Below are 14227 nucleotides of genomic sequence, written 5' to 3'. Positions count from 1 at the left end.
GGGGAACGGGGGAAGGCACCGTGCCCGCCGTTACTTACGGATGCGAGCCGCGGGGATGTCAGCCCGGGGCCAAGGACTCCTTACGCCGGTGGTGACGCTTGCCGTTGGGAGCCGTCTGGGCGAGCTGCGCACCGGTCGGCGAAGCACGCGCCGCCCTCTACACGGCCCCCGCCCCCGTCAGCGACCGCACCTCGGTCTCCGCGTGCTTGGCCTCATCAGGCAGTTCCGAGGAGGTGACCGTGCCGAACCAGCCCGCGACGAAGCCAAGGGGGATCGAGACGAGGCCGGGGTTCTGCAGCGGGAAGTACTGGAAATCGACGCCGGGGAACAGTGATTCGGGGCTGCCGGACACCACTGGCGACAGCAGCACGAGCACGACGGCCGGGATCAGCCCGCCGTAGACGGCCCACACGGCTCCGCGAGTGGTGAAGCCGCGCCAGAACAGCGAGTAGAGCAGCACCGGCAGATTGGCGGACGCGGCGACGGCGAAGGCGAGGCCCACGAGGAACGCCACATTCAGGTCGCGTGCCAGCAGGCCGAGGGCGATCGCGATCACCCCGATGCCGACGGCGGCGGCGCGGGCGACGGCCACTTCGCTGCGCGGCTTGGACTTCCGGCGACGCAGCGAGGCGTACAGGTCATGGGCGACGGACGCGGAGGAGGCCAGCGTGATGCCGGCGACCACGGCGAGGATCGTGGCGAACGCGACGGCGGCGACGATCGCGAACAGAACCGTTCCGCCCGTGGAGTCCGCGCCGCCGCCCAGGTCGAGTGCCAGCAGCGGGACCGCCGTGTTCCCGGCCGCGTTCGATCCCCGTACCGCCTCCGGCCCCACGATCGCCGCCGCACCGAATCCGAGGACGATCGTCATCAGGTAGAAGCCGCCGATGAGCCCGATCGACCACACGACCGAACGCCGGGCGGCCCGCGCGGTGGGCACGGTGTAGAAGCGGGACAGGATGTGCGGCAGCCCTGCCGTGCCCAGCACCAGCGCGAGTCCCAGGCTGATGAAGTCGAGGCGGGCCGTCCAGTCCCCGCCGTACTTCAGGCCGGGGGCCAGGAACGATGCCCCGTGACCGCTGCGCTCCGCCGCCGTGAGCAGAAGCCGGTCGAAGTCGCCGTGAAACCGCACCAGGACGAGCACAGTGAGCGTGACGGTGCCGCCGAGCAGCAGGACCGCCTTCACGATTTGGATCCAGGTGGTGGCCCGCATCCCTCCGAACGACACGTAGATCACCATGAGCGCGCCGACCCCGATGACCGTCCAGGTCTGCGCCGCCCCGCTGGTACCCCCGAGCAGCAGCGCGACCAGACTGCCCGCTCCCACCATCTGCGCCACCAGATACAGAACGGACACGGTGACCGAGGAGGTTCCCGCCGCGATCCGCACGGGACGCTCGGTCATCCGCGCCGCAACCACGTCGGCAAGCGTGAAGCGCCCGCAGTTGCGCACGAGTTCCGCGACGAGGAACAGCACCACGAGCCAGGCCACCAGGAAGCCCACCGAGTACAGCAGCCCGTCGTAGCCGTAGAGGGCGATGAGGCCGGAGATGCCGAGGAAGGACGCGGCCGACATGTAGTCACCCGCGATGGCAAAACCATTCTCCATCGGTGAGAACAGCCGGCCACCCGCGTAGAACTCCTCCGCCGAACCGTGCCGGTGACGACTCACCCACGTCGTGATCCCCAGTGTCACGGCGACGAACGCACTGAACAGAAGCAACGCCAGCGCCTGATGGTCCCCCGTCACGACACACCTCCTCGGAGGCCGCGCGTCAGTTCCTGGGTGTCCCACCGCAGTTCGAGCGCGGCCCGGTCCCGGCGCAGCCGCGCGTGCCGCGCGTACGCCCAGGTGAACAGGAAGGTGGTGAGGAACTGTCCCAGCCCCGCCAGCATCGCCACGTTCACAGCGCCCGTCACGGGGCGTGCCATCAACCCGGGCGCCGTCGTCGCGGTCACCACATAGGCGACGTACCAGGCGAAGAACACGGCGACCCCCGGCACGACGAACCTCCGGTACCGGCTGCGCACCTCCTGGAAGGCCGCGCTGCGCTGGACCTCCAGGTACACCTCGGCCGCCGCGACAGCCGGGGCCTCGTGTTCCAGCGACACCGAAGACACCGCGGACACGGGCGCTTCGGCCCCACCCGACTCGCCCCAGCCGGAGGCCAGTGCGTCGTACCAGGGGTCGTCGTACCTCACCTGTCCGGGCCCCTCGGCGAGCGCCGAATCATGACCGTCATGGTTGTCGACCGAACTCTCGGCACCACCGCCGCCTCCGCGGGGGCGACCGTTGCTTGACTGCATGCCCAAGGATGGACAGAACGGGAAGATCCCCGACTCTTTTTCCCTGCGCTCTTCACCCCATTAGGTGACTCACCCCGTCGGTGGCCGTACAAGCCCCTTCCCGTACGCGTAACGCACCGCCTGCGCTCGGTCCTTCAGCCCTGTCTTGGCGAAGAGGTTGTTGATGTGGGTCTTCACCGTCGCCGTGGAGACGTGCAACCGACGGGCGATGTCCTGATTGCTGAGACCCTCGGCGATCAGCACCAGCACCTCGGTCTCCCGCATGGTGAGCCCGTCCGGCACCTCGGTCGGCACCGCCGACGCCCGCTCGGGTTCGGACAGCCGCTCCAGCAGCCGCCGTTGGATGCTCGGCGACAGCCCCGCGTCCCCTGACAGCACGCTCCGAACGGCCCGCACGATCTCGTCACCCCCCGCGTCCTTGGTCAGGTAGCCGCGCGCCCCCGCTCTCAGCGCCGGGAACAGCGACTCGTCGTCCGCGTACGTCGTGAGCACCACAACCTGCGTCCCCGGATGCTCCGCCCGAATACGACGGGTCGCCTCCACCCCGTCGCAGCGGGGCATGCGCAGATCCATCAGCACCACGTCCGGGCGGAGTTCGGCCACGAGCCTCACCGCCTCGTCCCCGTCCCCCGCGGCTCCCACGACCTCGATGCCGGGCAGCAGTCCCAGCAACATCACGATGCCCTCACGGACCACGGTCTGGTCGTCCACGACCACGACCCGCGCGTCCTTCTCCCCCGCCCCCTCCGTCATACCGGCACCTGCAACGTCACCACGAACCCCTCCTTGTCCGGCCCCGTGTCCAGAGAACCGCCCAGCAGCTCGGCACGCTCCCGCATGCCCAGCAGACCGTACCCGGCACCGGTCCCGGCGAGTTCGCCCGGCGAACCGCCCGAGTCCCGCACCACCAGCGTGACTTGGTGCTCGCCGTACTCGAGTCTCACCTGCACCTTCGCCCCGGGCGCATGCTTGCGGACGTTGGTCAGGGCCTCCTGCGCGACCCTGCGCACGGCCTGTGACGCCTCGGCCGGCAGAGGTCTGCGCTCACCCGAAATGGTGGCCTCGGAACCGTCGGCCGTGCCTACGATCTGAGTCAGGAACTCCTCCAGCGGGGTCAGTTCGCCGCGCAGCGCCGACAGTGCCTGCCTTGTCTCGGTAAGTCCGTCGCGGGCCATTCCCCGTGCCGCCACCACCCGCTCAAGGATCTGCTCCCGGTCGGCCCCTCCCTCGATCAGCAGTCGGGCCGCCTCCAGATGCACCAGCTGCGCCGAGAGACTGTGGGCCAGCACGTCGTGGATCTCTCGTGCAATACGCGCCCGCTCCGCGAGTGCCGCAGACTCCGCCTCCGCCACCCGCGCGGCGCGCTCCTGGACGAGCAGCCGCTGCGCACTGCCGCGCGCCTCGGCATCCAGCCGCAAGACGTATCCAGCGAGGGCGAGCCCAGCTGCCGTCACCGCGGTCGTCAGCCAGGCGTCGTCGTTGACCGCGGCGTACGACGTGAGAGCGACCGCGGTGACCGGCAGCGCCGCCGCGAGGGGCAGTCGCTCCAGGGCGGTGACGGCACACCCGCACCACAGGACCAGGGCGGGAACCCTGAAGTCTGCGCACTGGGCCACCACCGCGATCCCCAGGAGCAGGGTCGTGAGGGCCAGAGACGGCCAGAGTCGGTGCGCGAGGGTGGTGCGATAGAGGGCCCAGGCGACGAACGCGGCCAGCAGCACGGCCACCGCGGCTCCGAGCGCCCCCCACCCGTGCACCTGGCTGCTTGTGAAGATGCCCCACAGGAGCATGCCCAGTACCAAGGCCCGCACCACCCATCCGAGCAGGCGCCGAGGAGCCGCGGTCTCTCCGCGCTCGAGTGCCTCTCGGGAAGGCCAGCGTGTCCAGGCGTTTTCCGTCACACACGTTCCTTCCACGCGGGCGGAGACATGCGGTCACCGTACGCCGTGGCGGACACGGCGGCCGGGTGCAGGCAGTGGGCCCGCCAGGCGAGAATCCCGGAGCGGACAAGAAGGGTGGCCGCCAGGGCGAGCAGCAGGGCGGAGGAGTCCTGGTGGATGCCGAGCGTCGCGCCGAGAGCGAAGAGGCCGACCCGCAGTCCGACGCCGACGCCCCAGACCGCTCCGCTTGCCTTGGTGCTCCTGCACCACACCGCGCCGTCCGGCTCCGCCCATATTCGGGTGATCCAGGCCCAGCCGGCTCCGATTGCGAGGCCGGTGACCAACTCGGCGGCGAGCAGGGCGATCGATGCCGCGTGATGGCGGGCGTCCACCATGTGCGGGTCGCGGAGCGCCATGACGGCCAGTACCGCGGGCACGAGCCACCAGCGTCTGTCGGTGCCGATCCGACTGGCGCGGAACTGCCGGACGACCACCAGGACAACCACGGCCACGATCACCAACGCGTCGACGAGCCCGGGCATCTGAGCCTCCGTAGCGAGAAGGGCACGGCCGACAGCGAGCGCTGCCGACGCCTTCGACGCTACGCAAAGCCGCAGGTCGGCAGATCGGAGCGGGGGTGGATCTCGGGTGGATACCCGACAAGTGTCAACCTCCACCCAAGGGTGGAGACGCCTCCAACGCACGCACCGACGTCACACCCGCGCACCCGCGCACCCGCGCACCCGCCAGACTCACGTGATGCGGGCCGGCGCGGCCCATACAGCCGCGCACGCGGACTTCCACCACCTGCCCCTACAGCAGAGACCGTCGGCGTATACGCCCGCTAACCGAGACGGGCGCTCAGCCTCGCCCCGGCACTTGCCCGCCCCGACTCGCCGGCCTCGATGCACGCGTATGGCACGGGCCGTATGCCTCACTGACGCCGACCCGGTCGGCATGTGTTGCCCTCGGCCCGACTTTTCTGCGCCGGTCCCAGTCGACATCCAGGCGGGCGGCATCGCCCCAGCCGAGCCAGAGCCACAGACTCCACCTCGGTGCAAAGCCGACTCGGGCCCCGCGCGTCAGCCTCCGGCCCACCGCACACTCGACGCGCAGAGCCGCACCCAGTTGACCCGCCACCTCACCGCCCCGGCCCACCCGCACCCACCCACGCCTCGACCTCGGGGCGGAGCCAGCGCTTGAAGCGGCGCCCGGGACCAGTCCCATTCCCACCGGTCCGGGTGCAGCGCAGCGGCTATGCGTCGATGCGCGACCGGTCCAGCGTCGCGGCCGAGCTGGAGATGAACTCCTTACGAGGTGCCACGTCGTTGCCCATCAGCAGGTCGAAGACCTGCTCGGCAGCGTCCAGGTCGGAGAGGTTGATCCGGCGCAGGGTGCGGTGACGTGGGTCCATGGTCGTCTCGGCCAGCTGGTCGGCGTCCATCTCGCCGAGGCCCTTGTACCGCTGGATGGAGTCCTTGTATCGGACCCCCTTGCTCTGGAACTCCAGGAGCTTGTCCCGCAGCTCACGGTCCGAGTACGTGTAGACGTACTTGTCCTGGCCCTTCTTCGGCTGGATCAGCTCGACTCGGTGCAATGGCGGCACCGCGGCGAACACCCGGCCCGCCTCGACCATGGGACGCATGTAGCGGTGGAACAGCGTCAGCAGAAGGGTCCGGATGTGGGAGCCGTCCACATCGGCGTCGGTCATCATGATGATCTTGCCGTAGCGGGCCGCGTCGATGTCGAACGTGCGACCCGAACCCGCTCCTATGACCTGGATGATCGCGCCACACTCGGCGTTCTTGAGCATGTCAGTGACGGACGACTTCTGGACGTTGAGGATCTTTCCGCGGATCGGCAGCAGCGCCTGGAACTCGGAGTTCCGCGCGAGCTTGGCGGTGCCGAGCGCGGAGTCTCCCTCGACGATGAAGAGCTCGCTGCGCTCGACGTCGTCACTGCGGCAGTCGGCGAGCTTGGCGGGCAGCGACGAGGACTCCAGAGCCGTCTTCCGGCGCTGTGCGTCCTTGTGCTGACGTGCGGCGATCCTCGTACGGGCGGCGGCGACGGCCTTCTCCATGACGACCCGGGCCTGGGCCGCGGCGTCCCGCTTCGTGGAGGTGAGGAACGCCTTGAGCTCCTTGGAGATCACGGTGTTCACGATGCGACGGGCCGCCGAGGTACCGAGGACCTCCTTGGTCTGCCCCTCGAACTGAGGCTCGGCGAGGCGGACCGTGACGACCGCGGTGAGTCCTTCGAGGGCGTCGTCCTTGACGACGTCGTCCTCGGCTACGCGCAGCAGCTTCTTGGTGCGGAGCACTTCGTTCATCGTCTTGACGACGGCCTGCTCGAAGCCCGCGATGTGGGTGCCGCCCTTGGGCGTGGCGATGATGTTGACGAACGACTTCACGGTGGTGTCGTAGCCCGTCCCCCAGCGCAGCGCGACGTCCACGCCGAGCTCACGGGTGACCTCGGTGGGCGTCATCTGGCCATGGTCGTCCAGGACCGGGACGGTCTCCTTGAAGATTCCCTGACCAGAGAAGCGGAGGACGTCGCAGACCGGCTTGTCGGTGGCCAGGTATTCGCAGAACTCGCTGATCCCGCCGTCGAAGCGGAAGGACTCCTCGCCCTTGCTGCCGCCCTCGCCCAGGCCGTACTCGTCACGGACGACGATGGTCAGGCCGGGGACCAGGAAGGCGGTCTGACGTGCGCGCTGGTGCAGGTTCTCCAGGGAGAGCTTGGCGTCCTTGAGGAAGATCTGGCGGTCGGCCCAGTAGCGCACGCGGGTACCGGTGCGGTTCCTGGCGATCTTCTTGCCCTTGCGCAGGCCTCCCGGTTCGAACTTGGCGTCGGGGCCCATGGTGGCGAAGGCTCCGGGGACACCGCGCCGGAAGCTGATGGCGTGGGTGTAGCCGCTGCGGTCCACCTCGACGTCCAGCCGCGCGGACAGGGCGTTCACCACGGAGGCACCCACGCCGTGCAGACCGCCGGACGCGGCGTACGAGCCGCCGCCGAACTTGCCGCCGGCATGCAGCTTGGTCATGACGACCTCGACACCGGAGAGGCCGGTCTTGGGCTCCACGTCGACCGGGATGCCCCGGCCGTTGTCGCGAACCTCCACAGAGCCGTCGTCGTGGAGGATCACGTCGATGTGGTCGCAGTACCCCCCTAGGGCCTCGTCGACGGAATTGTCGATGATCTCCCACAGGCAGTGCATCAGTCCACGGCTATCGGTCGAGCCGATATACATGCCCGGGCGCTTGCGCACTGCCTCGAGCCCCTCAAGGACGAGCAGGTGCCGCGCGGTGTAGTTGGAACCGTCCCGGTCTGCTCCTGCCAGCAGAGCTGTGGACGGCACGGACGTTTCGGCGGTCACGCGGTTCGCTCCTCGCTGAATTTCAGGTGGGGCCCTTCTGGGTAAGGGCGCGGCTTCGGTAGCCGCTCAGAGGGTACCGAGGCCTGGTAGAGCCGATGTAACGCCACCCTCTCTTAAACTCACCCTAGTCCACGGTCGCATGCGTGTTCGATCCCTCGATTGAGTGAAGTACATATCACGTTCCCTTCGGGGCATGAACCATTTAGGCTCCGGGCACGTCCTCATGAACAACCGGCAACCCAGCCGGGAGGACCGACCCCCCGACCGACAGCGCGAACCCGTAAGCAACGAAGACACGCAATACGGCACATTCGCCGCCAACCGGCAGCAGACAGCAGCCTCGGAGAGATTTTTCGAGGAAAAGCCCCGAGCGGGAACGTTTTAGGGCTGGTTGGATGTTGACCCTGGTACGACAGCTCGTCGAGCTAGAGAAGAGGCGACGTGACTACTGTTCTGACCCCCGCGAGCCCGCTGACGGCCGCTGACCGCTGCGACCGCTGCGGCGCCCAGGCGTACGTACGCGTCGTCCTGCTCAGCGGCGGAGAACTGCTCTTCTGCGCCCACCACGGTCGCAAGTTCGAGCCGGAACTCAAGAAGATCGCCGCTGAGATACAGGACGAGACGGAGCGGCTCACGGCCATTCCTGCATCCGCCTCCGAAGAAGAGCGCTGACACTCGCGTTCCACGACGAGCCAGCACCGGCACAGGCCGGCCAAGGGCGGCCGCCCCTGCTCCCAGGGGTAGCCGCCCTTGCTCGTGCCCATCGAGCCCCTCAGTCGCCGTCAGGCGCCCGTACGCGGCATGTCCGACCCGCCGCCCCCGACCAGCGTCCGCACGACGTCGGACACGCGCGTGTAGACACCAGGGCTGCCCGCACGGCCGCAGCCACTCCCCCAGGACACGAGCCCGATCAGCTCCCCGCGGGCGACCAGCGGTCCTCCGCTGTCCCCCTGGCAGGCGTCCCGGCCGCCCTCCTCCTCCCCCGCACACAGCATGGTGCCGACGAGGTACGTACCGTCGGCGCTGCCCGGATACGCCCGCTCGCACAGAGCGTCGGGCAGCACGCGCAGGCGTGCCGCGCGCAGGCTCTGCACGTATCCCCCCGCACCAGTGGCATCGCCCCACCCGTAGACCGTGGCGCTCGCCCCCGGTAGGTATCCCGGATCACCGGCAGCCGCCATGCCGATCACCGAGCCCTGCGGTAGCGGCTCGGTGAGACTGAGCACGGCGAAATCCCCCGCGTTGCTTCCTTCGTCGTAGTCCGGATTCACCCAGGTGTCCCGGACGTGGATCTCCTGGCCCTGGTCCGAGAGGAGGTCCGTGCGGCCTGCGATCACCTTGAGGTCGCGGACGCGGTCCGGTGGGTCGCCGAGGACGTCCTCCCCCAGACAGTGGGCCGCGGTCAGCACAGTGGTCCGGCCGACTGCCACACCGCCGCAGAACTGCCCCGCCCTCGTACCTCCGAACCGGTCACGACTGGACAGAGCCACCGTCCAGGGACTCTCCGAGACATCGACCGGGAAACCGCCCACGACGATGTTGTCGGCGGCCACAGGGACGGCCGACACCAGTGGTATGGCCGCCGCGGCGGCCGCCAGAACCAGCGGCCGGGCCAGCGCCCGAGCAATGCGAGACCGCATGCCTGCTCCTTACTCCGGGGTGTTGATCGGACACCCAGAGTCATGCAGAGCATCGCGGCCCGCAGCACGAAGGCCCGGCTCCCTTCAAGGAGCCGGGCCTTCCATGTCGAACGAACGCGACCTAGTCGAGGTAGTCGCGCAGCACCTGGGACCGCGACGGGTGGCGCAGCTTCGACATGGTCTTGGACTCGATCTGGCGGATGCGCTCGCGCGTGACGCCGTACACCTTGCCGATCTCGTCGAGGGTCTTCGGCTGACCGTCGGTGAGACCGAAACGCATGGAGACGACGCCCGCCTCGCGCTCGGACAGCGTGTCCAGGACGGAGTGCAGCTGCTCCTGGAGGAGCGTGAAGCTGACCGCGTCGGCCGGAACCACGGCCTCGGAGTCCTCGATGAGGTCACCGAACTCGCTGTCGCCGTCCTCACCCAGGGGGGTGTGGAGGGAGATCGGCTCACGGCCGTACTTCTGGACCTCGATGACCTTCTCCGGGGTCATGTCGAGCTCCTTGGCCAGCTCCTCCGGGGTGGGCTCACGGCCCAGGTCCTGGAGCATCTGGCGCTGCACGCGCGCGAGCTTGTTGATGACCTCGACCATGTGCACCGGGATACGGATGGTGCGGGCCTGGTCGGCCATCGCGCGGGTGATCGCCTGACGGATCCACCAGGTGGCGTACGTGGAGAACTTGTAGCCCTTGGTGTAGTCGAACTTCTCCACCGCGCGGATGAGACCGAGGTTGCCCTCCTGGATGAGGTCCAGGAAGAGCATGCCGCGACCGGTGTAGCGCTTGGCCAGGGAGACCACCAGACGGAGGTTGGCCTCCAGGAGGTGGTTCTTGGCGCGGCGGCCATCCTCGGCGATGATCTCGAGCTCGCGCTTCAGCTTCGGGGCGAGCTTGTCGGCGTTGGCCAGCTTGTCCTCGGCGAAAAGACCGGCCTCGATGCGCTTGGCGAGCTCGACCTCCTGCTCGGCGTTGAGCAGCGGGACCTTGCCGATCTGCTTGAGGTAGTCCTTGACGGGGTCGGCGGTGGCACCGGCCACGGCGACCTGCTGGGCAGGCGCGTCGTCCTCGTCGTCGTCGGAGAGGACGAAGCCCTTGTTCTCGGCCCCCTCCTCTTCCTCTTCACCGGGCTTGACTTCCTCGACGGCCTCGTCCTCGACGGCCTCGGCGTCATCCTTGCCGGCGGTCGTCTTCTTGGCCGTCGCCTTCTTGGCCACGGTCTTCTTCGCGGCCGCCTTCTTGGCGGTCGTCGTCTTCTTGGCAGCGGCCTTCTTAGCGGTCGCCTCGTCCTCGACGGCAGGCTCGGCGGCGGGTGCCGCCGGCGTGGCGGTGGCGGTGGCCTTCTTGGCGGTCACCGTCTTCGCCGCAACCGTCTTGGTGGCGGTGCGCTTGGCCGGACTCTTCGCTGCGACGCTCTTTCGGGTGCGCTTGGGCTCCGCGGCACTGACCATCAGCGTCACACCCTCTTCCTCGAGGATCTGGTTGAGGCTGCGCAGTACGTTCTTCCACTGAGTGGCCGGAATCTGGTCAGCTTCGAAGGCCCGACGCACGTCATCGCCGGCGATCTGCCCCTCAGCCTTTCCCCGCTCAATGAGCGCCATGACAGAGACGGACTCGGCGATCTCCGGCGGGAGCGTACGGGATGTGCTGGCCGACACGAACAACCTCTCGGAACGTTGGAAAACGGCTTCCGGCCCCGTCCATGCGGACAGGAGCCGACCACCGGCCTTGGGGATGGGCCGACGGCGCGGGCGGGGGCCGGGGAGATGCACAGCGCCTTGAACGGCGTCCGTATTCCCTCCGCGGCTGTCACCTCTTAGGTCATCGCGCTGTCTCCCCGAGCGTTACGCCCAATCTGCGTGGCCCGAGTCACACCCCGTAAGCAATCAAAAACGGTCAGACACGGACAGAGGAGGTCAGGCGCAGTCTCGGCCTGGCGATTCCGGCCCAATCACCGCCACGTCGCACCGTCGGACCCCGCAGGATTCCCTGAGGATCCTGCGGGGTCCGACGGGAGACGGTTCGACGGCCGGGCGATGCCACAGGAGGGGCGAGACATCGCCGACCGCGCCGCCTGAGGTACCCGGTCAGTGCTCGCGCGGCGCGGGCACCACGCGCTCCACCTCGGGGTGGACGGTGAGAAGTTGCCGCATGGCCGCCTCGGCCGCCGCGCCGTCCCCGGTGGCGAGGGCGTCGGCGATCCGGCCGTGGTGCGCCAGCGAGGCCTCGGTCGGCCGGTCACAGCCGGCGATCGGGCCACCGGAGACCTGCAGGGCGGCCGACACGATCCCGGACAGGTGCTCCAGCATGCGGTTGCCCGCGAGCTGGATGAGCAGGGAGTGGAACTCGGCGTCGGCGCGGGAGAAGGTGAGCACGTCGCCCTGCGCCATGGCGTGACCCATGATCTCGACCATGTCGGTGAGCCGCTGCTGGACGTCCTCGCGCCCGTGCCCGGCGGCAAGGCGGGCGGCAAGCGGCTCGATCGTCCAGCGCAGCTCGCTCAGCTCGCGGCGCTGGTCGTCGCGCTGCGGCCCGTAGGCACGCCACTCGATGATGTCCGGATCGAGGAGGTTCCAGTCACTGACGGGGCGCACCCGCGTACCCACGTTCGGGCGGGCGCTGACCAGGCCCTTGGCCTCCAGGACACGGAGCGACTCGCGGACGACGGTGCGGGAGACCTCGAAGCGCTGGCCGATCTCCTCGGGGACCAGCGGACGGTCGGCGCCCAGGTCACCGGAAACGATCATCTGGCCAAGCTGTTGGACGAGTTGGCCGTGCAGTCCGCGCCCGCGGTTGCCTGCGGCGCGTCGGCCCATGCGGCCCAGCTCCGGGTCCGCGCCGTCCCAGGAGGGGATGCCGACGCGGTCGGGCGCCGACGCCTCGGCGTAGGGGTAGCGGTCGAGTTCGCCCGGGCCGGCGAGACCGGAGTCTGCGGAGCGGGCGGCGGTCATCATGGTGTGCGCAAGGGTACTCACGGATCTTTTGTCGGCGTCGCCTCCAACTCCCTTGAGGTCTTTGGTGAAAAGCACACGAAAGGGTGATCGCTCACCCCGTCGCAATTGACGCCTTATCGGAAAGAAATGGGCGCACCCCGGGGAGTTGTGCGCACGGAGGAACCGATGGGGAGCGGACGGTCGTCATCGGACCCTGCTACGCAGGGTCGTGAACAGGTATGCGCAGAGCAGAGCGGTCAGCGACAACGTCAGCGCACCACCGACGGGTTGGGCGAGCACACGCACAGCGGCAGACAGATAGCGCTCTCCCCCGAAGGGCCACTGCGAAAGGAACACCTCACGCAGCCGCACGGAGAATCCGGCCGCCGCCCGCACGGACGCCCCCTCCAAGGCCTTTTGTACGAGAGGTACGACGAGAACCGGTACGGCGACCACTGCGGCGAGCCCGGCCGTGGTGGACCGGAAGACTCCCGCGGCCAGCACTCCGGCCCAGGCGCACCCGATCACGAACCCGATCCAACTGACACCCAGCGGCAACCAGTCGGCTGGAACTTCTGCGAGCTCCTGTCCGTAGACGAGGTACAGCGCTTCGGCGTCGCAGCCCAGCGTCAGCAAGGCCAGCAGCAGCGCGGTGGCCGCGGCGACCACGAGTTTCGCGGCGAGCAGCCCCAGTCGGCGGGGCACCGTGCCGCGGTCCACCGCCAGGGCGGGATGGCGGAACTCGTCACCGAAGGCGAGCGCCCCGAGCAGCCCCGCGCCGAGTGCCGCGGGCGGCAGCGGGAGTTCCCGCGGCCACGCGGCCAGCAGACGCGGCTGCGGGGTGTGTCCGACTCGTGCCAGGAGTACGGCGGTGAGGGCGGACGCGACGAGAACACCGGCGCCGGTGAGGAACCCCGTCCCGACCCCGGCGGCGCGACGCAGTTCGTAGCGCAGCGGACGCAGGGGGCTGGGCGCGGGGCGGACGGAGATCGGGGGCGGGAGGGGGGCCAAGGGGTCGATGGTTGTGACGGCTTCGACGGGGCCGGCCGCGGCTGATGGGCAGCTTTCTCCGTCGCTCGCACCGGTGTGTGTTTCCGCTGGACCGGACACCTGCGACGGTCCGGGTTCCCCCTCCACGCCGTCCGACAGCGTCCCGTCGAGTACGTGTGACTCCACAGAGGGGGCCGGCGCCACACCCGTGCCCGTGTCACCGACCTCGTCGGCGAGTTGGTGTACCAGGATGCCGTGCCGGAATGCGGTCTCACCCACGTCGGCACACGTACTGCCGTATACGGACAGACGATTGCCGCTCTCCCGTACGACTTCGACGGAGCGCTGAGCAGCGCGGGCCTCCCTGGCGAGCAGCGACGCGAGGCGGGCGGCGTGAGGGCTGCGCACGGCTACCCGGGGGCGCAACCGGGTACGGGCGAAGTCCGCGGCGTCCTGGTCGGCGACGAGTCTGCCCTCGTCGAGCGTGACGACACGGTCGGCGGCGCGCGCCGCCTCCTTGGGGTCGGCCGTGGTGAACAGGACCGTGCCACCCTGCGTTGCGTGCGCCCGCAGCATGCCGTGCAGCCACTGGTTCTCGCGGGCGGACAGGCCGTCGGCAGGGTCGTCCAGGAGAAGGGTGTGCGGGTCGGGCAGAAGGGCACAGGCCAGACCGAGACGGCGGTCCACGCCGCGCGAGAGAGTGCCGAGCCGTTCTTCCCGCAGGCTGACGAGACCGACCACCTCGAGGACTTCGTCAGCACGCCGGACCGGGACGCCCGCCGCAGCGCACAGCATGCGCAGGTGACCGCGCACGCTTCGGGCGGGATGGCCCGGCACGTCACCCAGCAGCACCCCGACCTCGCGCGAGGGGTGCGCGATGCGGTGCAGGGGACGGCCTCTGAAATAGGTGATGCCGCGGCCCCGTTGGAGTTCGAGCATCAGCCTGAGCGCCGTCGTCTTGCCCGCTCCCGCCGCTCCGAGGAGCGCGGTGACATAGCCTGCGCGCGCTTCGAAGGAGACGTCGTCGACCGCGGGCGGAAGATCCTTGCGGGGGTTGCTGGTCAGTCCGAAGGCCTGGATCACCCGTAGCAAGATAGCGCGC

General features: G+C 69.3%; 11 protein-coding genes. 1 reads left to right on the top strand and 10 read right to left on the bottom strand.

The features are described 5' to 3' along the window. Positions 1 to 157: 157 nt before the first annotated feature. The 6 genes from KUM49_RS15320 to KUM49_RS15295 all read right to left on the bottom strand — a co-directional run bounded on the left by KUM49_RS15320 (position 158) and on the right by KUM49_RS15295 (position 7563). Complete coding sequence (locus KUM49_RS15320; RefSeq protein ID WP_217237390.1) at positions 158 to 1750, bottom strand: cation acetate symporter; 1593 nt, start codon at positions 1748 to 1750, stop codon at positions 158 to 160. Continuing rightward, positions 1747 to 2307, bottom strand: coding sequence for a DUF485 domain-containing protein (locus KUM49_RS15315; protein WP_217237389.1), 561 nt, complete (start codon positions 2305 to 2307; stop codon positions 1747 to 1749). The genes KUM49_RS15320 and KUM49_RS15315 overlap by 4 nt, the downstream gene beginning before the upstream one ends. A 69-nt stretch (positions 2308 to 2376) precedes the next feature. Then, the gene (locus KUM49_RS15310; RefSeq protein ID WP_217237388.1) at positions 2377 to 3060 is read right to left on the bottom strand and encodes a response regulator transcription factor; all 684 of its coding nucleotides are present in this window, start codon (positions 3058 to 3060) and stop codon (positions 2377 to 2379) included. Continuing rightward, a complete protein-coding gene (locus KUM49_RS15305) occupies positions 3057 to 4208 on the bottom strand; it encodes a histidine kinase (protein WP_217237387.1) in 1152 nt (383 codons plus the stop codon). Before KUM49_RS15305 ends, KUM49_RS15310 begins: the two co-directional genes overlap by 4 nt. Beyond that, complete coding sequence (locus tag KUM49_RS15300) at positions 4205 to 4729, bottom strand: DUF1453 domain-containing protein (RefSeq protein WP_217237386.1); 525 nt, start codon at positions 4727 to 4729, stop codon at positions 4205 to 4207. The genes KUM49_RS15305 and KUM49_RS15300 overlap by 4 nt, the downstream gene beginning before the upstream one ends. Positions 4730 to 5442: 713 nt before the next feature. Then, entirely contained in the window at positions 5443 to 7563 is a 2121-nt protein-coding gene (locus tag KUM49_RS15295) for a type IIA DNA topoisomerase subunit B (protein ID WP_217237385.1), read from the bottom strand. Between the two features lie 441 nt (positions 7564 to 8004). Between KUM49_RS15295 and KUM49_RS15290 the strand changes: the two genes are divergently transcribed. Continuing rightward, positions 8005 to 8235 (top strand): hypothetical protein, encoded by a 231-nt coding sequence (locus tag KUM49_RS15290; protein WP_217237384.1) that lies wholly within the window; start codon positions 8005 to 8007, stop codon positions 8233 to 8235. Between the two features lie 110 nt (positions 8236 to 8345). Here KUM49_RS15290 and KUM49_RS15285 read toward each other — a convergent pair whose 3' ends face one another. From KUM49_RS15285 to KUM49_RS15270, 4 genes are all read right to left on the bottom strand, one after another. Continuing rightward, positions 8346 to 9203 carry a serine protease gene (locus KUM49_RS15285; protein WP_217237383.1) on the bottom strand — a complete coding sequence of 286 codons (858 nt, stop codon included), beginning with the start codon at positions 9201 to 9203 and terminating at the stop codon, positions 8346 to 8348. Between the two features lie 121 nt (positions 9204 to 9324). Beyond that, positions 9325 to 10860, bottom strand: a complete 1536-nt coding sequence (locus tag KUM49_RS15280; RefSeq protein ID WP_217237382.1) for an RNA polymerase sigma factor — start codon at positions 10858 to 10860, stop codon at positions 9325 to 9327. A gap of 429 nt (positions 10861 to 11289) precedes the next feature. Further along, positions 11290 to 12177 (bottom strand): FadR/GntR family transcriptional regulator, encoded by an 888-nt coding sequence (locus tag KUM49_RS15275; protein ID WP_217237381.1) that lies wholly within the window; start codon positions 12175 to 12177, stop codon positions 11290 to 11292. A gap of 162 nt (positions 12178 to 12339) precedes the next feature. Next, positions 12340 to 14208: an ATP-binding cassette domain-containing protein gene (locus KUM49_RS15270; RefSeq protein ID WP_217237380.1), complete on the bottom strand. Its 1869-nt coding sequence runs from the start codon at positions 14206 to 14208 to the stop codon at positions 12340 to 12342. Positions 14209 to 14227 lie beyond the last annotated feature (19 nt).

Source organism: Streptomyces sp. AC555_RSS877, assembly GCF_019049245.1.
Classification (GTDB): domain Bacteria; phylum Actinomycetota; class Actinomycetes; order Streptomycetales; family Streptomycetaceae; genus Streptomyces.
The sequence above is the reverse complement of the archived record's forward strand: the minus strand, read 5'-3'. Positions and strand labels throughout refer to the sequence as shown.